This window comes from Paenibacillus sp. FSL k6-2145 (assembly GCF_037976585.1).
Lineage (GTDB): Bacteria > Bacillota > Bacilli > Paenibacillales > Paenibacillaceae > Paenibacillus.
Window position 1 is genome coordinate 6,506,558 of sequence record NZ_CP150267.1, and the last position, 26,422, is coordinate 6,532,979.

The 26,422-nt window shown below is 45.6% G+C and carries 18 protein-coding genes; all 18 read right to left on the reverse strand.

Features of this window, described 5'->3' with window-relative positions:
- Nucleotides 1–29: 29 nt before the first annotated feature.
- Nucleotides 30–1,019, reverse strand: a complete 990-nt coding sequence (locus NZ043_RS28740) for an ABC transporter permease (protein ID WP_211084733.1) — start codon at nucleotides 1,017–1,019, stop codon at nucleotides 30–32.
- Complete coding sequence (locus tag NZ043_RS28745; RefSeq protein ID WP_249912269.1) at nucleotides 1,012–1,977, reverse strand: ABC transporter ATP-binding protein; 966 nt, start codon at nucleotides 1,975–1,977, stop codon at nucleotides 1,012–1,014. Before NZ043_RS28745 ends, NZ043_RS28740 begins: the two co-directional genes overlap by 8 nt.
- A complete protein-coding gene (locus NZ043_RS28750; protein ID WP_339309893.1) occupies nucleotides 1,978–2,865 on the reverse strand; it encodes a GDSL-type esterase/lipase family protein in 888 nt (295 codons plus the stop codon). It abuts the gene before it with no gap.
- A 277-nt stretch (nucleotides 2,866–3,142) separates the two neighbouring features.
- The gene (locus NZ043_RS28755; RefSeq protein WP_091029008.1) at nucleotides 3,143–3,949 is read right to left on the reverse strand and encodes a CAP domain-containing protein; all 807 of its coding nucleotides are present in this window, start codon (nucleotides 3,947–3,949) and stop codon (nucleotides 3,143–3,145) included.
- Nucleotides 3,950–4,265: 316 nt separating this feature from the next.
- Nucleotides 4,266–4,724 carry a GNAT family N-acetyltransferase gene (locus tag NZ043_RS28760; protein ID WP_017687788.1) on the reverse strand — a complete coding sequence of 153 codons (459 nt, stop codon included), beginning with the start codon at nucleotides 4,722–4,724 and terminating at the stop codon, nucleotides 4,266–4,268.
- A complete protein-coding gene (gene purT, locus NZ043_RS28765) occupies nucleotides 4,714–5,901 on the reverse strand; it encodes a formate-dependent phosphoribosylglycinamide formyltransferase (protein ID WP_339309894.1) in 1,188 nt (395 codons plus the stop codon). Before purT ends, NZ043_RS28760 begins: the two co-directional genes overlap by 11 nt.
- A gap of 252 nt (nucleotides 5,902–6,153) precedes the next feature.
- A complete protein-coding gene (locus NZ043_RS28770) occupies nucleotides 6,154–7,176 on the reverse strand; it encodes an NAD(P)/FAD-dependent oxidoreductase (protein ID WP_339309895.1) in 1,023 nt (340 codons plus the stop codon).
- A 62-nt stretch (nucleotides 7,177–7,238) separates the two neighbouring features.
- Nucleotides 7,239–8,228 (reverse strand): ABC transporter substrate-binding protein, encoded by a 990-nt coding sequence (locus tag NZ043_RS28775; RefSeq protein WP_339309896.1) that lies wholly within the window; start codon nucleotides 8,226–8,228, stop codon nucleotides 7,239–7,241.
- Between the two features lie 131 nt (nucleotides 8,229–8,359).
- Nucleotides 8,360–10,000, reverse strand: a complete 1,641-nt coding sequence (locus NZ043_RS28780; protein WP_339309897.1) for an AraC family transcriptional regulator — start codon at nucleotides 9,998–10,000, stop codon at nucleotides 8,360–8,362.
- Between the two features lie 210 nt (nucleotides 10,001–10,210).
- Nucleotides 10,211–12,061, reverse strand: coding sequence for an ABC transporter ATP-binding protein (locus NZ043_RS28785; protein ID WP_091017941.1), 1,851 nt, complete (start codon nucleotides 12,059–12,061; stop codon nucleotides 10,211–10,213).
- A complete protein-coding gene (locus NZ043_RS28790) occupies nucleotides 12,058–13,830 on the reverse strand; it encodes an ABC transporter ATP-binding protein (protein ID WP_124116257.1) in 1,773 nt (590 codons plus the stop codon). The genes NZ043_RS28785 and NZ043_RS28790 overlap by 4 nt, the downstream gene beginning before the upstream one ends.
- A 324-nt stretch (nucleotides 13,831–14,154) precedes the next feature.
- Nucleotides 14,155–17,841 carry a dynamin family protein gene (locus NZ043_RS28795; RefSeq protein ID WP_339309898.1) on the reverse strand — a complete coding sequence of 1,229 codons (3,687 nt, stop codon included), beginning with the start codon at nucleotides 17,839–17,841 and terminating at the stop codon, nucleotides 14,155–14,157.
- Nucleotides 17,842–18,148: 307 nt separating this feature from the next.
- On the reverse strand, nucleotides 18,149–18,421 hold the full coding sequence (locus NZ043_RS28800) for a hypothetical protein (protein ID WP_017687779.1): 273 nt from the start codon (nucleotides 18,419–18,421) through the stop codon (nucleotides 18,149–18,151).
- Nucleotides 18,422–18,444: 23 nt separating this feature from the next.
- The gene (nth, locus tag NZ043_RS28805; protein WP_036607558.1) at nucleotides 18,445–19,140 is read right to left on the reverse strand and encodes an endonuclease III; all 696 of its coding nucleotides are present in this window, start codon (nucleotides 19,138–19,140) and stop codon (nucleotides 18,445–18,447) included.
- Nucleotides 19,141–19,303: 163 nt separating this feature from the next.
- On the reverse strand, nucleotides 19,304–22,045 hold the full coding sequence (locus tag NZ043_RS28810) for an S-layer homology domain-containing protein (protein WP_091028998.1): 2,742 nt from the start codon (nucleotides 22,043–22,045) through the stop codon (nucleotides 19,304–19,306).
- Nucleotides 22,046–22,117: 72 nt separating this feature from the next.
- Nucleotides 22,118–22,798: a GerMN domain-containing protein gene (locus NZ043_RS28815; RefSeq protein WP_036671957.1), complete on the reverse strand. Its 681-nt coding sequence runs from the start codon at nucleotides 22,796–22,798 to the stop codon at nucleotides 22,118–22,120.
- A 35-nt stretch (nucleotides 22,799–22,833) separates the two neighbouring features.
- Nucleotides 22,834–24,243 (reverse strand): N-acetylmuramoyl-L-alanine amidase family protein, encoded by a 1,410-nt coding sequence (locus tag NZ043_RS28820; RefSeq protein ID WP_036607564.1) that lies wholly within the window; start codon nucleotides 24,241–24,243, stop codon nucleotides 22,834–22,836.
- Between the two features lie 258 nt (nucleotides 24,244–24,501).
- A complete protein-coding gene (locus NZ043_RS28825) occupies nucleotides 24,502–25,908 on the reverse strand; it encodes an N-acetylmuramoyl-L-alanine amidase family protein (RefSeq protein ID WP_339309899.1) in 1,407 nt (468 codons plus the stop codon).
- Nucleotides 25,909–26,422 lie beyond the last annotated feature (514 nt).

Below are 26,422 nucleotides of genomic sequence, written 5' to 3' on the forward strand. Positions count from 1 at the left end.
AAACAGATGTTTTCTTATCCTTGTCCATTTTAATTCAAGATATCCCGTTTCGTAAAGACAAGGAATGACACAATGAGTGAAGCAATGCCCCAAACACTAAGCACAATAAGGGAAAAACCTAAATTCATACCCTCGATTGGCGGTAATCCGCCTGACAAATAATCAGGAAGTTCGAGGTTAACCATGAACAGATATTTCGCTGTCTGCCAGGATGCAGCCATACTGGTCAAGATTGTTCCAGCAATCAGAGCGGCCATCATGATAACGATACTTGCAGCTGTACTTCGCACAAGTACGGATACCATAAATGCAAGCATAGCCACAATTACACTCACAAACCAGATCAGTCCTGCCTGCATAAGCATATACAGCCACTGGTCTACAGCATGCACTGCCGACATATCAACATCTGTTCCCACAACTTTGAATCCTGTGAAGATTGGCATGTTGAAGCCTTTGTAACCAAAGACCGCACCCGATATGACATAACATATAATGTAGGCTGATACCACTATGATTGAAACAAACATAATCAGCGTAATTAATTTACTCAGAAGCACTTTCCAGCGTCTAACCGGACGCGTTAAAAGCATTTTAATCGTACCTGTCGTACGTTCACCTGAAACAAGATCTGAAGCAATAGCCATGATTAACAGTGGAATAAACAATCCAACTGCGTTGTTCATGAACTCCCGTGTAAAGGTAACACCACCCGGTTCTTTGGGATTGATGTCATTTTCGAGATAATACTGCATCTGTTGGATATATACTGTTCTATATTTTTTGTACTCTTCAGGTACCCGATCGCTACCGAGCGAATTTTGATTGTCTGTGATGGCCTGTTGAAGTTCAAGACGCCAATCGCCGCCAAACTTGTCGCGATTATTCTCCGCAGATTTCATCTGGGCATACGTAAACATCGGTACGAGGACCGCAAGTACAATAAATATAATATAAAGCCGTTTTTTCTTCACCATCTTAATCGTTTCATTACGGATCAGAGGCATGATATTACTCAATGGATTCACCTTCTGTCATTTTTAAGAATAGTTGTTCGAGCGTAGGCTGAATCCGCTGTACCCCTTCAACCTGAATACCTGCTTGAACCATCTGCTGCACCAGATCAGGAATTCGATCTTCATGCATCTCGGCAACCACGGCGTTGGGACCAAGGCCCGCAACAATGGTATCATCCATCACATCCGCAGGTCGACCTACCAGAGCAATGCCTGCATCCTGCAACATTTTTTTGCCTTGCTCCAGTGGTGAAACATGCCATATAGCCAACTTCGAATGATCTTCAATCAGTTCGCTTACACCTCCAACAGCAAGCACACGTCCAGCACTGATAATGGCTACTCTGTCACAGAGAAGCTGGATCTCACTTAACAAGTGACTGCTGACAAATACAGCCATACCTTCGCTGGCAAGTTGCTTAATAAAGACACGAAGTTCCTTAATGCCTTTTGGATCAAGACCATTTGTCGGTTCATCCAGAATAAGTAGACGCGGTCGCCCAAGCAGCGCTTGTGCAATACCGAGCCGTTGACGCATACCCAATGAGTACGTTCTGACTTTATCGTGAATCCGCTGATCCAGACGCACAATATCTACAACTTCCTGAATTCGTTCATTGTCCACACCTGGTTGCATGCGAGCGAAATGCTCCAGGTTCTCCCATCCTGTCAGATATGTATATACCTCCGGATTTTCAACAATGGAGCCTACATACTTCAAAGCACGCTCAGGGTCCCGATTCACATCATAACCACAGACTTTAATTTTTCCTTCTGTCGGTTTGATCAGATCCACCAGCATCCGTATCGTTGTTGTTTTTCCGGCACCATTGGGACCGAGAAATCCAAAGATTTCACCAGGTTTTACGTCAAATGTAACGTCCTTAATGATCCACTTGCGTCCGATCCGCTTCTTCAGATGCTGTACAGACAAGACGGAATCATACTGCTTCTCTGCCATTTAATTTCCGCTCCCTTCTGCCGGTGTATCTGCCTGGAATTCCTGTGTAATCCGAACTGCAATTTGCTCATAACCTTGTCCGTTGGGATGGAAATGATCTGACGAGAGATACTCCCCCAGATGATTTTCAAATAAATCGAATGTAGGGACAAGTGTCATCTTGTCCTCATTGTTCAAAATAGCCAGTGCGGCATCGTTCCATGCAGCAACTACTGCATTACCCGGCTTCTCTAGTTCCTTCACATCGCCAAATGGATTGTACAGCCCTATGTACGCAATCTGTGCATCGGGATTAATTTCTTTGACTTTCTTCAATATCTCTTGAAGGCGCTTCGACGTTTCCGGCAAAGCCGCTGCCAGCTGCTCTGCTGTTGGCGGATCTTCACCCTGTAGAACTTGTCCTCCCTGGAACAAATCATTTGCGCCGATCGAGAGCAAAATAAAATTGGACTGTTGTAAGACATAACGCACGCCTTGCTCATCGAGTTTTTCCAGTAAAGCATCTGTTCTCAAACCGTTTACACCCAGATTATTAAGAACCTGAACGTCATATCCTTTATCTTTAAGCAGGTTCCCTGCACGTCTCACAAAACCGAGTCCTTCATCATCCCCCGTACCTCTTGCCAGGGAATCGCCGATGACAGCCATCCGAATCTTCCTATCTTCCACTACAGCCGGTTCTCCTTCTTTATCCTTAGATGGAGCAGTTGCCTCTTGGCCTGTAGTTAACGCTGAATCTCCCTCGGGGAAAATCACGTCTTTTATGGCGTATCCAAATCCAAATAACAACAACAAGGTTGCCAAGATGGATACTGTACTGACGGTTCTCCAGATCCATGGTGCTGAATCAAGGCTTTTTTTCTTTTTCATCATCACATCTCCGCTCATGTACACCAATCCGGGTGCTTAATAATTTATAATGACTTTACATTAAGGCGTGTCTGAAAATCCGCTTCCTTCGGAGTTTTCAGACACGCCCTGATGATGCTATTCCTAAATAACATAAATGTTCTGTCGTTAATTTGCAAATTTTGGCGCTATATTCGCAGAATTCATTTTCCTTATGTCATTTTACGGAAAAAAGGTTATACCATACACAGATTTGAACTGTGTGCTGGCATAACCTTGTGGAAAAGAAATTCATACTTTCTTCATTATAAATCGATTATTTACCGATAAACTCTTGTGCCCAGTATCCGTTGTAGAAACCTACACCGATATGCGTAAAGTTTTTGCTCAGAATATTGGCACGGTGACCTTCACTATTCATCCAAGCTGTAACCACTTCCTGTGGTGTTTTTTGTCCTTGGGCAATGTTCTCACCTGCATAGCTGTAAGTTACTCCGAATTGTTTCATCATATCAAACGGAGAACCATACGTAGGTGACTGGTGATCAAAATAGTTGTTGTTGCTCATATCTTTTACTTTAGCAACAGCCACTTTGTCCAGAAGTGCATCTGAAGACAGAGCGTTCAGACCTGCTTTAGCACGCTCAGCGTTCACAAGTTTTACAACTTGAGTAGCAAAGTCGGATTGTGTGCTTTCGCTACCATTATTACTTGTATTGTTACCTGTATTACCTGTGTTTGAAGGATCTTTAGCCGGTGTAGTTTCCGGTTTTTCTTCTTGAGCTGGTTGTGTTGGTTTAGTCGGTTGCTCAGGCTTAGTTGTAGGTTCAGCAGGTTTTGTTGTTGGTTGAGTTGGTTTTGTTGTCGGCTCAGCAGGTTTCGTTGTTTGATCAGGCTGCGTAGCAGGCTTCTCTACAATTTGCCCCTCGGATACGGTGTATCCATTTTGTTTGAGCCATTTCTCAATATAAGCTTTCAAGCTGTCTGTACTTGTAATTTTGTACGTTGTGATAGTCTTATATGTTGAATCTGCAGCAGACGCGGAAGCAGGAAGCATTACCCCTACGGCCAGTACGGCTGTCAGACTACTCGTTACGACAGTTTTCATCCATTTCTTTTTCAAATTCATTCATCTCCTTAAGATTAGTTATTACAACTTTGTAATTAATACTCTAGCAGTATATCAATTCAACAGGAGATTGTGAACCTATAAAATATGGAAAAGTAACTTTTTTGTCATTTTTTAGAATGTTACAGATTTGTCTGAGGGCTTATCCCGTAAGGCTCTATCCCCGTTGACAAAAGCACAAAAAAAAGACATTCGGACTAAAAATGCTAGTCGAATGTCGCTTCACCATCTATTTATCATTCACCACACCAGAATGTGCAGATCAGGATATCATGAGAATTTCCATGCAATAGAAGAAACTTTTTTTATACTATAGAAGAACTTTACTGAACCGATAGCCTCTCTTCTGAAAACCAATGTGCTCATAAAAAGAGTACGTTGTTGAAGTCACTTCACGGTTAGCACCCGTGACAAACAGTTGTTTACCACCTTGCTGTCTGCCCCAATCTTCGGCACGAGCCATCAGACGACGGCCAATCCCACCACCACGATGTTCTTGACCTACAATCAGGGAAGTAATTTGTGCGGCAGGTTCTGGATAGGCATGACTTTGCACACATTGCAAGCCAATCACACCAATAATTTGTTCATCCACTTCGGCAACAAGCATGCATGCGTTTGGATTGGTTTCCAAACATTCAATGCGTTCTTTCATGACATTGGTTGTTGTCGGATAGCTGACCTCTCGCATCAGTCCCGTTACCGCTTCAGCATCTCGCAGCTCACACTCTCGGATCATCAGTACAGGGGCCTCAACATTATTGGACATGATTTACCTCCACTTTCAGCATATTAGCGGCTTTCACCGCTGTTTTACGAGCTTCTTCCACATCTTGGCCAGCACTTAAGGCTACAGCCATTCGGCGTCCTACTTTGGTCTCAGGTTTGCCAAATACACGAATCTGAGTACGAGGAATAGCCAGTGCTTCTTCTATCCCGCCTACAGTAAAGTCAGATGTTTCATCATTAGCCTTCAGCGTTGCTGAAGCTCCCGGTGTCAACAGATGTACACCTGTGACCGGAAAACCAAGAATTGCACGTACATGCAGCGCAAACTCGGAACTGTCTTGCGTCACCATTGTAACCATTCCTGTGTCATGTGGACGAGGCGATACCTCGCTGAACACAACACCATCCGGAGTCAGGAACAATTCCACTCCAAACAGTCCATAACCGCCAAGTTCATCCGTGACGGATTTGGCAATATGACAAGCCTGCTCCCATTGTTCAGGAGTCATTGCATGAGGTTGCCAGGATTCGACATAATCCCCATCCTTCTGAATGTGGCCGATCGGAGGACAGAATACGGTGCCAGATACAGACCTAACGGTAAGTAATGTAATCTCACTGTCAAATTGCACAAAGCTCTCCACGATAACACGAACAGATTTGCCACGTGCTCCCGAAAGAGCAATGTTCCAGCAATCCTCCACGTCGCCCGGTGTACGGCATACACTCTGCCCTTTGCCGGAAGAACTCATCAATGGTTTAATGACACAAGGTGTGCCAAGCTCACGTACGGCTTCCTGAAGTTGTTCCAGGTTGTCCGCAAAAAGGTAGTCAGCTGTCGGAAGTTTCAATTGTTCGGCTGCAAGCCGACGGATGCCTTCGCGATCCATCGTTAAACGTGCAGCTCGGGCAGTAGGTACTACACAAAATCCCTCTTCCTCAAGCTCCAGTAAAGCTTCTGTTGCAATAGCTTCAATCTCAGGTACGATGTAATGAGGTTTTTCTTTACGGATCAATTGTTTCAAAGCTTCGGCATCCAGCATGTCGATGCAGTAAGACCGGTGCGCGACCTGCATTGCAGGTGCGTTCTCATAACGATCAACAGCGATCGTCTCTACTCCCAGTCGTTGGGCCTCAATAACGACCTCTTTTCCCAATTCTCCACTGCCTAGTAGCAGCATTTTTTTGGCTTGAGCCGTAAAAGGAGCACCCCACATGTTCTTTCCAATCCTCCCAAAGAGAAATCTTCTATATCTGTCTCTCTATTTTCGGGGTTTTGGTTAAAGATTGCAAGAGTACTCCCTATTTTTCTTGTGAATTTTACAAGATTTTTTGTGTTTTTTCGATCAAATTTTACAATTACCGCTTACAGATTCGATACTCCTTCCATTCCTCCCAAAATTAAGGAAATGTTAAAAGATCAGACTTTAATACTCCAACGAATCGAAATACGCAAACAAATCCCAAGTTTAAAGACTTGGAATTTGTCGATTTTTTTCTCTGAAGATTTCATTATGGGAAGAAACATAAGCCATCTGGGGTGCGTCTGGCGTCATATATTGTTTCGCACTATTAACTGCCACGATCGCATCATTGAAGGCACCTGCAATGAGTCTAACTTTGCTCTCGTGGGTCGCACAGTCCCCTGCTGCAAAAACACCCGGAAGACTCGTCTGTGCATGGTGGCTCATTAGAACCATTCCATCGTCCATTTCTAAGCCACAACTGGCAAGATCACTTAAATTGCTTTTATATCCATGACTAATGACGACTTCATCCACTTCCAACACTACATTGTCCTGACTTTTCATATGCGTGATCACAACCTGCTGGATTCGATTTCCATTATTATGAAGCTGCGTGATGCTGTATGGTGTTCTCACATCCGTTATATTGTTCATCTCACTGACGTTTCGTTCCATCGCGCGGAACTCATTATTCCGGTGGATTACAACTACACTGCGAGCAAGTTGAGCAAGTTCAATTGCCCAGTCTACAGCACTGTTGCCTCCACCCGAAATGAGTACACGCTTCCCAGCGAAATGTTCTGGATTTTGCACGGTGTAATGAAGGTTCTCTTGCTCATATTCAATCGGCTCCTGAAGCTCCAGCTTCTGAATCTCTGCGATACCGCGGCCTACTGCAACAATGATCGTGCGCGTATGGTGTATCTCCCCTTCAGCGGTATATATACTCCATATTCCGTTATCCAGTCGGGAAAACCTTTCTACCTGGCAATTCAATACAACCGTTGGATTAAACGTATTTGCTTGCTGAACAAGCCATTCGATCAACTTCGAACATTTCATAGGTGGCAGGCCACCAACATCCCAAATTGTTTTTTCCGCATAGGTATGCAGAAAACCACCAAGTTGGTCCTTCCCTTCAATGATTTTGACTTTCATATCACGCATCCCTGCATAAAAAGCCGCATACATGCCAGCAGGGCCGCCTCCAATGATGGTTACATCATAGATATCTTCTTCATTCATTTTAAACACACCTTGTTTATTTAGTTATGAATTCGAGATACAAGTAACATTCCCAGTTTGTTTTATTTGTTTTTTGCTTCAAAAGCAGCAACAATATCATCAATGACATATTCATCGGCAAGTGGAGACATTCCCAGATTGAACCATTCCTTGCCACCCACCATGTAGACGTGGTCCTGCTTGACTGCTTTCAGATTTTTCCATAACGATGAAGATAACATTTCTTCAAATTTCTTTTTAATTTCCGGATTAGTCTCATCATCCAGCTGTACGATCAGATGATCTGCGTCGTATTCAGGCAGTACTTCCAAGGATACGGACATGGCCGTTTGATCTTTCGGGAAATTAGGAAGTGGATTCATTCCCAATCGTTTGTGGACAAAGTTTCCTCGGTCAAGATTCTCCCCATGAAGTACGATTTCTTTTTCCATCACTCTAATGTAGAGAACAGTCTCCTCACCAATCAGCTTATCCAATTTGGCAGCAGCTACCTTCTCCTTATCCACCAAATCATGGATCACCTTTTCTGCCTGTTCTTCTTTGTCCAAAACTTTGGCCATATCCCGCAGTTCATCGCGCCAATCATCACGCTGTGGCAAAAGTACGGTAGGTGCAATCAGAGTAAGCTGATCATAGTCCTTTTTGGACCACCAGTCAGGAGCGATAATTAAATCCGGAGCTGCCTCCATGAGGGCTTCAAAGTTAGGCGTTCTTCCTATTCCCATTTTCATCGTGTTTGCAAATGGCTCTTGCAAGTAAGAAGGAAAATCCTCATGGTAGTTCTGTACAGCAATGGGTACGATGCCAAGTGAATATAAAAATTCTGGATATACAACGGACAAACCAACTATTTTTTGTGGGTTCACCGGAATTTCAACTTCTCCCATTTCCATGTTCACTTTTTTCACCTGACTGGCTTCTGTTGTTGAAGAATTGGCGGAACCCGCTTCTTGTCCCTTGCTCGAGGATGCTTCTTTGCCTGCTGCACCACAAGCCGAAATAACGAGCATCAACATCATTGTGCATATTACGGTTATCCTTCTGAATCTCATTCTGTATGTACCCCCTATAGGTCATTAATATATGACAATGTCTAATCAATAATAATTATCATTATCACTACGATATAGGAGTAGTATAATAAAATATGTTCAGGCATGATATTGACTATTCAGACTTTTTGCTATGGACGATCTTGCCATAACTTTAATATTTCATCCAACATAAGCTCATGGGTAAACGCAGTGTAGTCCAGCAGGACGCTCGACAACAGGATATCCATTCTGCCATCCTGTACTGCTAACAACTCAAGCCATTCTTCAGACTTACGCACAGCAGACCATGTCTGCCTGGATGTCTCATCATCACCCACAATCAGTAATATTCTTTCAACGTTGAGAACAGATAGTTCCTTAATGGTCGCTGTTCCCCGTTCCCAATAAGTCTCAACTCCTTCGGGACCCTCCATTTGCATATCAACGTAAAAAACGGAAGCAATGCTCCTTGGGCCTAACATCTGCAACGCTTCACCATGAACTTTGAGTACGACTAATCTGTCTTTTCGTATGAAATCCGCAAGCTGATTCTTTATGATCGTTGCTTTCTCTTCATATCTTTGAAGCCATACCTCTGCAATATCCGACCTGTCCAAAAAACTTGCAACATATCTCAAATGTTCTCTCCAATCGCCTTTTCCCCACGGGAGGTCACACACTGGAGCAATAGATTGTAGCTGACTTTGCAGAGACTCAGACTCCGTCCCAATCGTAATAATATAATCAGGTTTAACTAATCGAAGCTGTTCCAGCCAGGTGGTCTCACTCTCTGCGAGTGGCATAACTTTGTCCGTTTCATATTTACGTCTATAATAGTATGTCCACGGATGACTTGCCGGCGCGGCACATGGAATGATCTGCAAAGCAAGCAGTATACCAATGCTCAAAGAATGAAGTGCAGCAATTTTTTGTTTGCTATTACGTATAAACGCTGCTGGTGGAATGCCAGAGATTTGTTTGAATTTACGCCGGAAATACGTCTCATCCTGATAACCCACGTACGATGCCACATCCTTGAGTCGATAACTGTGATCATTTCTCATTAAGATCTGGGCTTGTTTGATTCGATATAGCGTTAAATAGTCCACAGGACTGTAACCATACCTTTTCTTGAATAAACGCATGAAATGTCGAGGGCTCATTCGTGCCACATTTGCTAATTCCTCAATGGTTAATCTCTTCGAATAATTCTGCTCCATGTAGCCTTTGACATGTTCAATTGGTGAAACGAGATCCGTCTTTTCGGCACAGGCCACGTCATAAAACAAGGTATACAATAGTTCCTGAAAACGAATCTGACCATAGTACCTTTGCAAACCATCCTTCTTCAACGTGTGGTGGTAAATCATCTGACAGATCACGCCAACAGCAACGGGCGAAGATGAGCTGACCCCGCCATTCACTTCATTACGTAAAAGTTGCTTCATCATATCAAGGGCTGTTCCACCCTCCTGCTCCAGTGCGTACATGACATCAAAACTCATGTGATACACGCCTCGTTCATCCAACGAATGCACATTTGCCTCAACCAGTTGCCCCGGGAAGCCTACATACAGTCCGCCCGCCTTCAATTCGATGAAACTGCCATCGATCTTTAACCACCCTTGTCCACTGGCTACAAATAATAACATGTATGTTTCAATGAAGTGTTTCCTCAGAAGCCACTCCGTCGCAGGGTCACTCGTATAGTTCACGTGAAGGAGCCTAAAATTCATATGATCCAGGTGATCCAAATGCTTTGAATTTATTTCGTTGTTGTCCATCTGCATTGATCTCCCTCCAGCCATGAACGATTGTATTGATTTCATTCTTCAAAAATATAACATACCACACTAATGAAAAAAAAAAACACTCCGGCTATCCTCTAACCTGTCTTCAATGAATAAGATACACTTATTATTGAAAGATCAGGCTAAAGAACGCCAGAATGTTATAAGTTCATATGTGTTCAGACGCTTCACAGGCGTCCGAAGGTTTCATCACAAAAATCTGTATTGAGCTTCTATTAATCCATTATACACGCCTTGTTTTTGGATAAGCTGCTCATGGTTACCCTCTTCTTTAATTTCACCATGATCCAGGACGATAATGTTATCTGCATTCCGGATGGTTGAGAGACGGTGAGCGACCATAAAGGACGTTCTTCCCTGCAACAGCACCTTCAATGCTTCCTGGATTTTAAGCTCTGTCTCCGTATCAATGCTGGCTGTAGCTTCATCCAGAATCAGTATGCGTGGATCAGCAAGCAGCGCACGGGCAAAGGATAACAATTGTCGCTGTCCCATGGATAATACGTTCCCGCGTTCCTCTACTTCGGTATCATATCCGCCAGGCAGCTTCATGATGAACTCATGTGCATTGACTGCTTTGGCTGCGTCCTCCACCTCTTCATTCGTTGCATCCAGTCGTCCAAATCGGATATTGTCACGAATCGTACCCGAGAAGATGAAGGTATCCTGTAATACAATGCTGATCTGGCTGCGTAAACTCTCTACCGTTACATCCCGCACATCCTGTCCGTCAATGGTGAGACGTCCGCCAGATATATCATAGAAACGACTGATCAGATTAATGATCGTACTTTTACCTGAGCCCGTATGACCAACAAGTGCAATCGATTGTCCCGCAGCCGCCGAGAAGCTGATACCTTTGAGCGCCTGTCTGCCCTTCTCGTATTCGAACACAACATTTTCGAATGCGATATCTCCTTTAATAGAAGGAAGTGGCTTGGCACCTGGTTTATCTGCAATACTTGGTTTTTCATCCATGAATTCGAAGATACGCTCCGATGATGCCATCGCAACCAGCAACTGATTGTACATCTGTCCCAGACGGTTGATTGGGTCCCAGAAGTTGCCGACATAGTTGGCAAAAGCAACAAGTAATCCCACAGTCAATTGACCTTCCTGAATCAGATAAGCACCAAACCAGAAAAGGATTAATGTACCGAATCCGCCGGTAATCTCAATCAGCGGTCCAAAGCCCTGGTTCATCGCTGATGCTCTATCCCATGACTTTTTGCTGGACAGGTTCATGTTGTCAAAGTATTTCATGTTCTCTTTTTCCTGGGTATAGGCCTGAGTCACTCGAATTCCTTGAATGGATTCATTCAAGTGGGAGTTAATCCGAGAGTTCTTCATGCGCACATCCTGCCAAGCACGACGGATCAGCACCCGCAGTTTGGTCGAGATGATAAACATGATTGGCACCGTAATGATTACGGCAAGGCCCAGTTTCCAGTTAATCAACAGCAAGATCACAATGATCCCGAGCAGCTGTACGCAGTCGATCATGACGTTAACTGCACCGTTCGTGAATAGATCCTGAAGGGAGTTAATATCATTCGTAACACGTACCAGTACGGAACCTGCCGGCCTTTTGTCAAAAAAGTTAAAGGACAGCTTCTGGATATGCTTGAACAGATCCGAGCGAAGATCATAAATAACGCGCTGTCCGATAATGTTTGTCAGTTTGATCCGGTACGTATTGGCAGCCCATTGAATGAGATACAACACAAATATGGAGCCTGCGATAAGATACAGCATAGTCATGCTTGGCAACCCCGTTGCCGGTGCGATGGCACGGTCAATCGCCAGACTGATGAGAAAAGGTACGGACAATTTCGTAATGGTACCCAAAATCATCATTAGAATAACAAGTGGTAACAGTTGTTTCGCATAAGGTTTCATGTATGCAAATAAACGTCCGAACTCTTTCCAGTTAAACGGTTTTTCAATAATTTCATCATCCTGATACACAAATCGTTCATTCAGTTTCTTCTCAGAGGCCCCTTTGGCCTCGCGCCTGTCTGCTATCGTTTCGGCACTCATGAATTCACCTGCTCCCCAGCCTCCCGCTTACCGCGGGCAATATAATCTGCATATTGAATTTTATAAACATCCTGATATGGTCCAGGCACTTCAATGAGTTCGGTATGTTTGCCACGTTGTACCACGCGACCTTCATCGAGCACCAGAATCTCATCTGCATGTCGTAGTGAAGAAATACGGTGTGCAATAATAAATGTCGTTCTGCCGCGCATAACTTCCTGGAAACCGGATTGAATCTCGTGTTCTGTCTCCATGTCCACGGCGCTTGTTGCGTCATCAAGTACCAGAATTTTCGGATTTTTCAGCAAAGCCCTTGCGATCGCAATCCGCTGTTTCTGTCCACCCGATAAACCCATACCGCGCTCACCAACCACCGTGTCATATCCGTCCGGGAATTCCATAATGAAGTCATGAGCCTTGGCCAGCTTGGCTGCACGGATAATCTCATCCATGGTGACGTTCTTAAGTCCGTAGGAAATATTATTACGAATGCTGGATGAGAACAGGAATGTTTCCTGGAAAACAGAAGCGATCTGACTCCGCAAACTGCGAATGCCTATATCTTTGATGTTTTTGCCATCCAGCTTGATCGTACCCGAGTTGACGTTATATGCACGCATCAGAAGCTGAATGATGGTTGATTTACCTGACCCTGTCCCCCCGAGGAAACCGATTACAGAACCGGGTGCAGCATCAAAATTAATATCGGTTACCGCTGGCATCTTGTTGCCGTAGGCAAAGGTAACGGATTCAAATGTCACATGGCCGTTCACCTGGTCTGCCTCCACAATGACCGGATCTTGCGTTTCTTCCACGTCCACTGGCGTATTGAGCAGTTCGAGCACCCGTTCACCTGAAGCTTTGGATTGCGTATAATTGTTGATATGGAACCCAAGGTTCCACATTGGACCGATTATGTACCAGATCAAACTGAAAAAGGCAACGAGTTCACCGAGTGTCAGCGTCTTCTGTATAACCATTCTTCCACCAATCACCAGCAACAGCACGATACTCACCGAAGCAAGAATCTCCATGATCGGAAAATAACGACTCCACAATGTTGCAGCATGAATCTGATTTGTCTTGTAACGTTCATTACGTGTAGAGAATTTCTCCACTTCATAAGGCTCACGTGCAAAGGATTTTACCGTACGTACGCCAGTGATATTCTCCTGTACCGCTGTTGTCAGTGAACTGAGCGCCAGCCGCATCTCCTGAAACGCAGGGTGAATTTTGGATTCGAATCTCAGCGCAACGAAGGCAAGTAATGGGATGCATATGAGTGTGAACAGTGTAAGCTGCCAACTCATGGTCATCATCATGATTGCGCCGAATACGACCATCAAAACCATGTTGAGAATCTGGGCGAAACCAAATCCGATAAAGTTACGGATGGCTTCCAAATCTCCCGTGAGGCGGGACATCAGATCACCTGTCTTGGCCGTATCATAATAACGGAAGGATAAAAATTGAAGCTTTTCATAACATGCGTTACGAAGTCTGTACGCCAGGAAGTTACCCAAGCGTCCTCCAAAAAAGCCATGTAAAAACTGCATTCCCGCTTTCAAAATAACTACACCTAACACTGTCAAGGCAATTATGGGAACGTCTTCAAAAGTTCGCGGAACAATGATGTCATCAATCAGTATCCTCAGCATGTACGGATACACCAACCCAAGTGCGGTCGCTAAGGCGAGGAACAAGATTGATACAAATAAATACGTTCGCTTTTCCCAAAAAAAGATTTGCAGTTGCCTAAGAACATCCATGTTTCTCCTCCTCTTATGTCGTTCAAAAATACTATGAACATTTATGAAGTTTATCACCGTACCCCATTCGCGGCAAAGCGAATAACAGACCATATTCTGCCTGCTTTCAGCTTATTGACGCATTAACGGAGGTAAATACCCACCTTTCAATCAAATGTTTGAATATTCTCTTTATTTCAGGTTGTTCGTACCAAAAAAAGGCTCCCTATATGCCTTTTCGGCAGGGGCCTTTTTGGGTTGGTTTTCGCAACATTTTCAATGTGTTGCTGTATCATTCATTTTGTTTTACAAAGACTTCCAGAGAATACGTGTTATGCCGTGATTCTAACTTCGTTCAATCTGTTCTAGTTGGTTAGACAAGCTGGTCCATTGCTCCGCCGGAATTCCGCTCTCCAGTGTATCTTGAATTCCACTCACCGCCTCGTCCAGACGTTCTTCCAACTGACGGGATTGGTGTTGCAATGATTGACAAATCTGGTTGTCATAAAACTGAATCAGTTTGTCTTGCGCAGCAGGAAGAACTTCAATGATCATCTGTTTGAGGACAGGATCAAGTGCCTCTTGTAATCGCTGACGTCCATCTCCTTCGAAGAACTGTTTCGGATTGCGGAAATAATTCAAATAGCTTTTCCATCCAGACGGTTCTTCCAGACGAACTTCTTCAAGCACAGGTGTACTCCAGCGTTCGTTCAGTGGCAGTGACACATCCACGCCCCCTGATAACTGTCTCACCTCATCTATACAATCCGTAACTTGCTTCATCAGCCAGGTCTGACCTGCCTGTTCAAGTCTGAGGGTGGTAGCAAGGAGTTCCTGCTCCAGTTCAATGGCAATCATGCGTAACAGTTCACGTCCACAGGCTGCAAAAGCCGTCTTCAGATTGCCCCGATCCTCCCGAAGTACGGATGGATGGAATGCTTCTGCCATGAATAAACCAAGGCGATAGGCAAGTCGCTGCCGCACATGGAAGAGTAATTCTGCTGTTTCCTGTGACAATTCTTCCTTCATGGATCGCTCTGCAAGTAGCTGTATGCGCTGGCGTGACTGTCCCTGAATGGTCTCCAGTTCATCCCGCCGCTGCTGCAAAGCTTCCTCCCCTTGAGCCGCATCCTCCGCACGCTTCTTCAGCCGCTGAATGACACGTCCCATCTCTTCGGAAGCGCCACCTACGGCAAGATCGGCTAATTCTCTGCCCGCAAATTGGTTGAACTCTTCCTCAAAACGGATAAAACCGGATTGCTCCAGCAGCTTCGAATCACCTGCCATCTTGCCTTCCATCGCCAGTATACTGGATACCGGGAAGAGTCGTGGTGCCCGAATTCCATTACTGCGCAATTGGGTGCTCACATGATCGAGAACCTGCTCCAGCTCTTCCTCAGAGGAAGACAGGTCACTGGCATTGACAACAAAGAACATCTGATCCATGGCAGAACTATCTTTGACACGTCCCAACTGGTTCAGGAACTGGCGATCACCTTGTGAGAAAGCATGGTTGTAATACGTTACAAAAATGAGGGCATCCGCATTCTTCATATAATTGAAGGTTACACCCGTATGACGAGCATTCACGGAGTCCGCTCCTGGTGTGTCCACCAATACAATGCCTTGTTCAGTCACATCGCAACTGTAATACAGATCGATACTGTCTACAAAACAGGACTTCTTCTCGTTTGCGACAAAGTTACGATAACCGTCCAGATCCACCAGCACATCCTGCCCTAGCTGGTCCGCTGTTTCTTCCCAACCAGCTGCCGCTGCCTGCAAAAAGCTGTAATGCGGGCGCCCCGCCGGATGTACATCCTGTGGCGATAGGGAACGTACTCGCTTCTGCCACTCTGCTCCAGGCTCACCCAGTCCGAGCAATCGGAAGGAATAGGCGAGATCTTTCTGGAAAGCGTCACGGGTCTTCATACGGACCCGGGCTGTACCATGCTCCGCGCCCCCGGCAGGAGCCATAATCCGGTTAATCGCCGCTGTTGTTGGATGCGGCGAGACGGGTAGTACAGCTTCGCCCAGCAACGCGTTGGCGAAGGAGGATTTGCCGGCGCTGAATGCTCCGAACAGCGCCAGAGTGAACGTGCCGCCCGCAAGCGAAGCCGCGCGTGCACGCAGATCCCGTACCGCCGACCCCATGGCGGGGTACGGCTCCACCAGCGCAGCAGCGGCTTCAAGCCGTGCCGCTGCTGCGTCCAGGCGTCGGCGGCGTTCAGCACCAGCCGCCGCCGATGGCCCAGGCACTGCCGCTGCGGCTGCGCGCTGCGGCGGCGGTGCCTCTGGCGTCTGTGGCTGCGCAGCCACAGACGTTGACGTGCCCGCATGCGAACCGGGAGTTTCGCCCGGTTCAGGCACCGCGGGCACGTGCGGGCCCTTCACCTCCGGCAATAGCCCGGAGGGGAGGGGGCCCGCATCGGGCAGCAGGCTGCGCAGCCCTGCTGCCTCTGCGGCGGCGCTGCGCTGGAGCGCCGTGTAGCGCGCCGCCGCCACGGATTGCGCCAGCAGCGCTGCGCGGCTGGCGTCCAGCGCCTGGAGCGCGGCTTCGCCTCGCGCGCCCAGCGCCTCCAGCATGCGGTCGGCCAGCATCATGGCCGACTTGCGATAGCGGGCCTCAATCTCGCCCCGCACATCTTTACTGAACTGAATCACATACTCTGGAGATACCTCTGCACTCGCACTACGTTTCATCTCCAATAGTGCTTCATCTACAGCAGGCAGCTCCGTATTAAGCGCTTGCTCCCACTCCGCTCCCCATAGCTGATGGGATTCACCCAGCTGTCTAAGCATCGTACGAATATGTACCTCAACTTGTCCGGAAGCCTGATCCTGTAACAGTCTTACCAGCTCAGAAACACGGCGTTGTTTCTCCTGCTCGGTTTTGCCACCTGAGAACAATAAACCTACCCTGAAGCCCGGTTTGCGGCTCTCCAAATAGGCAGCAGCAGACGTACGAATATCCGCAGGAGTAAGATTTGCATTCGCCAGAAGAGGTTCCAGCTCTGCCCGGAATTTCTCACGCACTCGCGAAGGCCCGGTACGAATGTCTGCTGCTTGTTGATCAAGAAGCTCCAGCTCTCGTTCCAAGCGTTCAATTCCTTCCTTGCCACCAATCTCATCCAGCAGGGAATTCTCTTCGTCTTCACGTTTCTCCGCTTCTCGTGTCAGATGTTGCTCCGTTACATGACTGGCCGAACTTGCCAAACTGTGCGTAATTAACGCTTCCTTCTCTTGCATCATATGTCCAATGAGTTCCGGAAGCACATCCCACTGGTTGTAGCGATGCTGCTTGTCGCGGAGGGAAGTAAACAACAGTCCGTCATATCTGACTTCCCAGGCCGCAAATATAGCTTCGACACCTTCGGTATATTGGTCAAAAGAGAGCTCACGCTCCCGATGCTTGTCGATCTGGTTCACGATCAAAAACAACGGTTTGCCCCAATCCGACAGACTCTTGGCAAATGAAAGGTTTGTCTCGGACTGAACATGATTATAGTCCATGACATAGAAGACCACATCGGCCAGATGAAGCGCGGAATGGGTTGCGAGACTATGTCCGCGATCTGTTGAATCCACACCTGGTGTATCCAGCAGGACAGCATCATCTTTCAGCAAAGGAATATCATCCCACACCTCAATCGAGCTGTACGCTCCACCATTTTTGCAATACGCCTCCAGTTCCTCTGGAGAAACTTCAAGTGTTCCTGCTCCATTGTCAGCGCTTACGTTTGGAGTAGTATAAATAAGCGCTCTTGGCTTACCATTACGTATGGATACCACATTTGCACTTGTTGGCACGGGACTTGAAGGCAACACCCGCTTACCGCATAAACTGTTGATGAGACTCGATTTGCCTGCAGAGAAATGACCACAGAACGCAATCGTCAGATGTTTCATTTCCGCCTTGCTGATTAAATCCGTTAAAGCCTGTACAGCCGTATGGTCCCCTGTCTGCTCCATCGCTTCACGCAGCGGAAGCAGAGGTTTGGCCATTTCTTTTGGGTAATCTGTTCTGGACATGACTGGCCTTCCCCCTGGCTCCTCTAATTTGACATCCGTTTCGACGTCTATCTCTTTTACAACATTTATTTTAACATTATCAAGTTTGAATTTGAACGGTTGGAATTGAATATACATAAATGAACGTATAAATCTATAATCTAAAAAAAATAAAACCGAACAAGTCGGTTTTATCTGTAATACGTTTTATACTCGGTATTTAGCAAATGCTTACGCCAAGTGTCTGTTGCATGAATGCGATGCGATCATCTTAACCACAACGATCCTCATGACATTAATACAACAGAACCCATAGTGTAATCACTTCTTATGAAACTGCGTTCTCCATGGAAGGCAGCAAGATTTCAAATACTTGTCCATGTTGCAGAATTGTAATGTCTCTGCCTTTGTCTCTCATAACAACAACTTCTGGTTTAACGGACATACGCTCCAGATAATGTTCAGGCACGTCGCCAGAGTGGCTTACTGTGATGCCTTCTACTTCTTTTTCTTCATTTTCAGCCATTTCCTGTTCAACGATTTGTTCAAAGATATCGGAGAAGGCCTCAAAATTGTCAGTGTACACGGAAATGCATTTCATGATTATTCATCCTTTTCTGCTCATTAATTTATTTTTCGTTTTCGGGTGGTGACACGTTCCTTATCTTTCCTGATTTGGGACGTTTTCATGCGTTTTTTCCCTTCCCTGCATATGTCCAGCAATGGACAGATATGACACGCAGGGTTCTGTGCCTTGCAATGGTAGCGTCCAAAAAATATAAACCGGTGGTGAGTTAAAGTCCACTCGTCCCGGGGTACGCGCTTCATTAGTTTCTTTTCGACTTCAAGTACGGAGTCATCCCAACCTGCAAGCGCCAGCCGCTTGGATACACGTTCAACATGAGTATCTACCGCAATTGCCGGTACTCCAAACGCATTGGAAACAACTACATTCGCGGTTTTCCGCCCGACACCTGGTAGCGTCACAAGCTGATCATGTTCCTGCGGTACATCACCGCCATACTGCTCTATTAAAATTCGGCACATGTTCTGAATATGCTTGGCCTTGTTCCGGTACAAACCGATTCGCCGAATATCCTGTTCCAACTCTTCGAGAGGAACCGCCAGATAATCTGCTGGGCTTCTGTACTTCTGGAACAAATCTGCGGTTACCTTGTTCACCGTTTCATCGGTGCACTGGGCAGACAAAAGGACAGCTACCGTCAATTCAAATGCATTGCTGTGATTTAATTCGCAATGTGCATCAGGAAACATTGCTTCCATAGTTTCGAGTATATGTCTAACTGTCGCTGCATTCATGAAGAGCTACCTCCCACAAAATGACTCCACGCTGCGGAGCCTTACTTCGAAGCTTCATCCGAGTACTTTGCGGGGACCTCAAAAAGCTTGCAAAAAAAACGTCTTGATGCGGGAAAGATCCCGTATCAAGACGGTCATTCTTTTGATCCTCGAAAAGAAACGATTACTGTTTTTGAATCTCCAGAATAACATTGTTCAGGAGATACAATACAATATTATCATTATCTCTGAGAGATTGCACGCTTAAAGTATTGTCACCCTGGTGAACAAATACACTTGATCCGAGTGCAAAACGATAGTTCGTGTCTGCTGTCGTTTCCCGTTTAACCAAAATCTGGTTACCAACGCCATCATAAGACCAGAATTGTTTGCTCATGACAGTTAATACTCTGAAGCGTGTGGAATTATCCGTATCTTTTGTCATTTCCACACGATCTCCGACCGTAAGACTAGTCAATGAAGTTAATGTGGAGCCAGATTTTACGACTTTAACAGAACCGCTAACAGGTACGGTTTCAGTCTGGCCGTTATTAAACTGCTTGAGCGTTACAGATGAAGCATCCACCGCTGTAACTTCAGCCAGCGTACGCTTCACGACTTGAACCGCTTTTGGCGTAGCTCCTTCAAACGTTACATTAATCAGGTTGCCTGCTGTCAGTTGTGAAGGCGTGATCGTCTGACCACTCTCTCCTGTCAGTACCGCTTGATCCACGTAGAACTGACTTGTCAGCAGATCGGATTTTACTCGAATACGACTATTTGCTTCCAAGGCAACCACTTCGAATTGAGCCACAGTGTTCAGTGCAACCTTCTGCACTACATCCTGATTTGCTCCAAGCGTTACGGTCACTTTGTCACCAATCTTCAAATCTCCCAGACTTGCGCCCGATTTGTTATAGATCTCAACCGTAGGTAAGGTAGTATAAGGCACTGTAATCGTCTGATTACCAGACAACAAACTGATTTTTCTACCCGATGTGTCAATGTTGCTGATCGTACCTTCGTACTTGTAAATCACTTTAACGGACAACGCACGTGTTCCCACATAGGTCAGATCCAATTTGCGACCATCATTTAAAATCGACTCCAGACCAGCGAGTGTAGGTTTGGTCGTATTGTAGTCCAGTTTGGTTTTTTCGTCCAATGTAAATACAAACGGTTTTTTGTTGTTGTCCAGTACGGTAAGTACCTTTGTTTTGCTGTTGTAAGATACAACCGTTACCCCGTTCATAGGTTCCATTTGACGTCCAATCACCTGAATACGCGTAACCTGATCGTCAGCGTTTAATGACAACTCAACCTGATCCCCGTTCGTTGCATCTGTGATGAGATCATTCAACGTTGCATCCTGAATGCCATTAATGATGACTTCCGGCTTTTCAATCAGCAATTTCGCCTCAAGGGAACCCCCTTCACGTTTGAACGTTAACGTGGACTGGTTGCCACCGATCTCAACCAATGTTCCGCGCACAGATTGCTCCACACCTTGAGACAATGTGATAGTTTGCAAAACACTGTCCTTTACGGTGTATTTCACGGCACTGCCGGCTTTGAGATCAGCCACTGACATGATACGGTTTTGATATGTGATAAGCAGATTGTCATTGTACGCAAACTGTTCTGTAGCACCCGCTGTATTGACAAGTTTAATCGTTTTGCCAGAAGTGGATACTTCAGCAATTACGCCATTGTCACTCTTGTTAACAATGCCGGATTTCACACGAATAGCGACTGTTTTTTTGTCAGCCGAGAACGTCTCACGCTGTACTTCGATGATGCTATCTGCCGTAATATCGGACAGTTTGATTGCATTACCATTCTGATCGATGAATGCAGTTGCCTCATCATAACTGTACGTTTCGTAATTCTCGCCCACAAAGATACCTATTTTATTACCAGACAATGAACGTGCAAATGTACCTTCAACACTTTCCACCTGCGGTGTAGCATCAACAACTTCCACATAGGAAGCCCCACCTGCCGAACCTACAACCATAACTTTCGTATATAGCTTCACATCTGTGGCGGAAGCACGAGTTTCACTGTCTTTCGTAAAGTAAGGCGTACTGCTGTTCACTGCGAAGTTAACGGCTTTGCCGTCCACAACCAGCGTGATCTGCCCATCTTTCAATCCTGTCACATAACCCGTGGATGTGTTCGGGTACGTTGTATCCGTTAACGATTCACCACGACTGAAGAAGGTAGCCAGTTGAGCACGGGTTACGGAACCGGTTGGATTGAATTTGTTGCCTTCCACACCTTTGGCCAGATCCAGGCTAACAGCCAGATTGACATAACCTTTACCACTTTCGGAAATACTTGCATTATCAGCAAATCCGGTAGATTGATTATTTTGTGCCTTCGCTTCAGCATCCTTGTCCAATGAACGGATTAACAATTTCGTAATCCATTCCCGTGAAGCCGGCTTTTGACCCCAGGAGGTCTTGGATACATCCACCGATGATTCTTCCGTTTTGTCAATTAGTCCCAGTTGAAGTGCCAGCGCGACATATGGCTTGAAATAATTTCCCACTTCCATGTTTGTCGGTAATGCCGCAGCCGTGTCGGTATTCAACTGCCCCTCTTGATTCATAAAACGGATTGCCATCGTTACAGCTTCTTGCTGTGTTACCGCGTCTCCTGGACGGAACAGGCCGTTGTTACCGAGAAGAATACCTTGATATGCCAGTTTGTACACATGTTTCTCAGCCCAGTATCCGACCTTGATGTCACTGAACAAACCAGTTGGTGCAGCCGTATTTGTTATTGCAGCAGTCTGACCCTGCCCCGTTTCTGTTGATTCTGCTGCCATGGCAGCTCCGCCGGCGCTAAGGGCCATCATGCCTGCAAGCACGGCTGATACTACTTTTTTAGAGTGTGATGGATTGTTATATTTAAAAGTCACCTATGATTCCCCTCTCTCATGTAAAACGACCCATATTCCGTGGATTCACGGTACAACAGCATGCTGTACAGCCTATTCGGATCTTGTCATTGGATGTTCAAGATCCACATGGCCCATCAGACTCTCAGTCTGCTGACCATCCACCAGTAAATCAAGTGATTTTACTTCATCAAACTGGAAGAACGTTTGTTTTAGAGCATCCAGCGCATAAGATTCTCCACCTGCTCCAAGACGTGCCGTATCTGGCATATGAATATCCAGCGTAAGAGCTCCATCCTTGAACTGAACAGACTTTAATTCAATTTCTTTAGACCACAGCGGAACCAGTTTAGCGTCTTTGCTCTGTTGCAGTGATTCAAAGGCAGCTTTATATTTGGCATCATCCGATGCGTATGAAATCTCTGCCGAAGCTTTGTGCAACTCCAGTTCTTCTTCATCCGTATAGAATACAGTGATCGTTTTCTTTTCATTACTTTCGGAAGTTGCCGGCTTCTCCGTAGACGTTTCGCTTGGCGGAGTAGTTGTAGTCGCTTCCTCTGAGCTGCCTTCCTCCGTGGATTCTGTAGGCGTTGTATTCTCTTCAGGCTCAGCAGTTACCGGTTCGGTAATTGTTTCACCTTCAACCTCGGTTACATTGTTTTCAGTTCCTGCGCCTTGCGTCTGATTCGGAGCAGCTGTTGGCTTGCTTCCACATCCAGCAGCAACTGCCATAACCGTTACCAGCAAGGCTGCAATCCATATTTTCTTGTTCATTCTAACTCCGCCTCCTCAACATAAGGGCTTGTCCCTTATTTAATTCCCAGATACTCCTTGATTCCTGCAACAATCCCTTTGGCAACACTGTTCTGGAAACTCTCAGTGAACAGGGCTGCTTCGTCGCTCTTATTGCTAAGGAATCCACCTTCCAGCAGAACTGCTGGCATTGTCGTTTCACGGGTCACATGGAGACTTGCCGTTTTCACTCCACGATCCTTCAGTCCGGAAGACTGTAAAAGATACTTGTGCATCACTGTAGCAAGTGCTTTGCTGTTGGAGCGTGTATAAAATGTCTCTACACCGTTCGCAGCAGCAGGGCCACTGTTAGCATGAATGGAGATGAAGATATCCGCTTTTATGTCTTGTGCAATCTTCACACGTTCTTTTAATGCCAAAAATGTATCATCGCTGCGCGTTAACACAACGTCAATTTTGGATTCTTTTTTCAACAAGGCTTCCACTTTCAGAGCCATTGCCAGATTGAAGTCTTTTTCACGTTTACCAGTTACACCGATTGCCCCAGGATCATGATCTCCGTGACCTGCATCGATAACGACAACTTTTTTGCCATTATTACCAACCGGAGGAGCAGGTGTACCACTTTGATTGTCGAGGTTAATCATAACCAGTCCGGAATCATTTTGCACACTGTACCCTTTTGAACTGGACAGATCTATTACAAAACGAATTGTAGATGGACTGTTGCTGTATAACGAGTAACGAATCTTCGACACATCCGGATAGCCGCTAACGACGAGTTGTCCATTCTGGTTGCTGTCTAGAGCCTGTCCTTCACTGAACGAATCAGCAAATGCGGTATTCGGCAAGTCTATAACGATTCGATCTGGTCCTGTCATCGTGAAGACGTTCGGCTTCGTACTTCCGCTTGTTGCAATCATGAAACGGTTGTCGCTGAAGCTGATGCCGTTCACCAGTACAAGACCTTCTTGATCCGATCCTCCGCCTTCATTGCCAGAGTTCGGAGGTGTGGTTGTCCCGTTTCCGGAACCTGAATTCTGGGTAACTAATGTTACCGTCTTCGTGGTATTGTTCCAACCCACCTTAAGACCCATTTCCTCACCAATAAATCGAAGAGGTACGAGCGTAGTACCATTTTTCACGAGTGGCGGGGCATCCAGGTTTACGTTACTGCCGTTCACCGTTGCCGTCTTCTGTCCAACAATCATCTGCATGGCAGTGTTGTCTTTGCTAATAGTCACCGTTTGCGTTTGCTGCTTCCACTCCACGCTATATCCAAGATTTTCAGACACAACCCGGATCGGAACCATCACCTTGCTGTTGATAATTTCCGCTTTTGTGTCCGATGGCTGTACGATTTCTTTTCCGTCTAGGATAATTTTCGTGTCTGTTGCTGCGTGACTATAGCCCGGGAATACGAGCCCAAAGACAAATAACAGTACCAAAAAACCGAACTTCTTCATCCTTCACCCCTACCATTCTCATATTTTTTTGCCGCATGTTGTCATTTTCCAACTCCGACTGACCGCTTGGGCATTACCAGACACCTATTAGACGCCCCTCGCTCTCAAAAGTTGCGAATATATTCCAACATAACAGAAAAAAAACGTTGTCAGATCAAGCTTTTTTTACATTTTAATGTCTTCTTTTTTCCTTATTTATCAAATACACATCTCTAAACAACGTACTACCCTAACCTTCATATTTGCGCACAATTCAATTTACAGTCCCAAAAATTCAACAATTCCGTCCACAATCGCCTGTGCACATTTGTCCTGGTACTCTTCCGTGAGCATAACCGCTTCATCTGTAGGGTTACTTAAAAAACCAAGTTCAAGTAACACAGCAGGCATGGTTGTTTCACGCGTCACATGCAGACTAGCCGTTTTAACCCCACGATCCTTGAGTCCTGTCACCGGCAACACATATTTGTGAAGAGTGTCAGCCAAAGTCTTGCTTTCTTTACGACTGTAGAGCGTTTCAATGCCGTTTGGTACCGGTGTAGTGAATTTGTTTCCATGAATGGATACAAAAACATCTGCCTGATTCAATTCAGCAATATCCACACGCTGTTTGAGCGAAAGTTCTGTATCATCCTGGCGTGTAATTACCGTTTGAATATTTTTGTATTGTTGAAGGATTGCCTGTACCTTCAGCCCTACAGCCAGATTGAAATCCTTCTCATAAGCTCCTGACAAACTCACTGCACCCGATTGACGACCACCATGTCCCGGATCAATGACCACAATCGTTTTACCATCATTCGTAGGTACTGCCGGTTGGCTTGTCGGTTCTCCACTCGTGGCTGTCAGGTCAACGAGCAAGACATTGTTATCTCCAACAGACCATTTGGCTGTAGCCGTCTGACTCAGATCCAGAACGACACGCACGGTAGAAGGCGATTTACTGAACATGGCATAACGGACTTTGGAAACTATTGATGAATCCGTAACGAGAATCTGTCCACTGCCATCCGGATTAGAGGCTTGTCCCTGAATGAATTCCTGAGAGAATGTCGCTGAAGGCAGATCAACAATAATTCGGTCTGGCCCACCAATACTGGATACTTTGGGGCTAATATTACCGTTTGTTGCTACAATCAAGCGATCTCCGCTGAAGCTGATGCCTTGAAGTTCTGTCAAACCATCCGGGACTGGTGCCTCGACGGGGTCACTGTCACTTTCCGTTTCAACTACGGGAGGAATACTAAATAGGCTTACTGTCTTGGTTCCATTGTCCCAGCCAACACGCAGACCCATGCCTTCCCCAACAAAGCGTAACGGAACAAGCGTAGTTCCCTGTTTGATCAGTGGGGGCGAATCCAAGTTCACCACGTTTCCATTCACTGTAGCTGCATCTTTGCCAGCCGTCATTTGGATTATGCTGTTTCCTTTTTGAACCTGGACTGACTGAGTTTCCTTCTCCCACTTCACCTTATAACCCAGGTTCTCGGATACAATTCGAATTGGAACCATGACCGTTTTCCCGATATTCTCTGCAGGTGCACCCGTCTGCTGGTTAATGGTTACACCGTCGAGGACAATCGAGGGAGTGGTGTCTGCATGGGCCATGACTGGGAATAAACATAGGAACAGAAGAAAAACGACTGCTGCCGACCATTTTTTCATACCTCATCCACCATTCTTTTTGTCTTTTGAACATCCGACCTGATTCTCTGCACAGCATAACATCAATGAGCCTATGTAACCTTCCATAATCTACTAATCAGTTTATCAGATATTGTCCCTTCATCCGGTTACAACGTTGTCATATTCAGTCGGAAATAAGATAAAAAAGCAGATCACATTTAAGAACATAATCTCTTTTACATGAATGTGTATCGATTTCGTATCAGTGATGTCATAAATTGATGAAATTCCATCTATTAATGTAACTTTAAAGTATACATATATTGGAATAGTAAGTATTACAAAAAAACGGATCATTAGATCAACGTACTCTTTAAGATGGAAACGGATACTCACACGAGTGTGCTCAAAGATAGACGCGTTTGGATTATACTCCAATCAAAATTGCTTCCCTAGAACTGAATAATGGCGAAGATTACATGTTGAAATATTCCACCAAGAAGGATCAGGACTTCTATGTATAGCTGACTTATTAAGCTAATTTAGCTTCTGA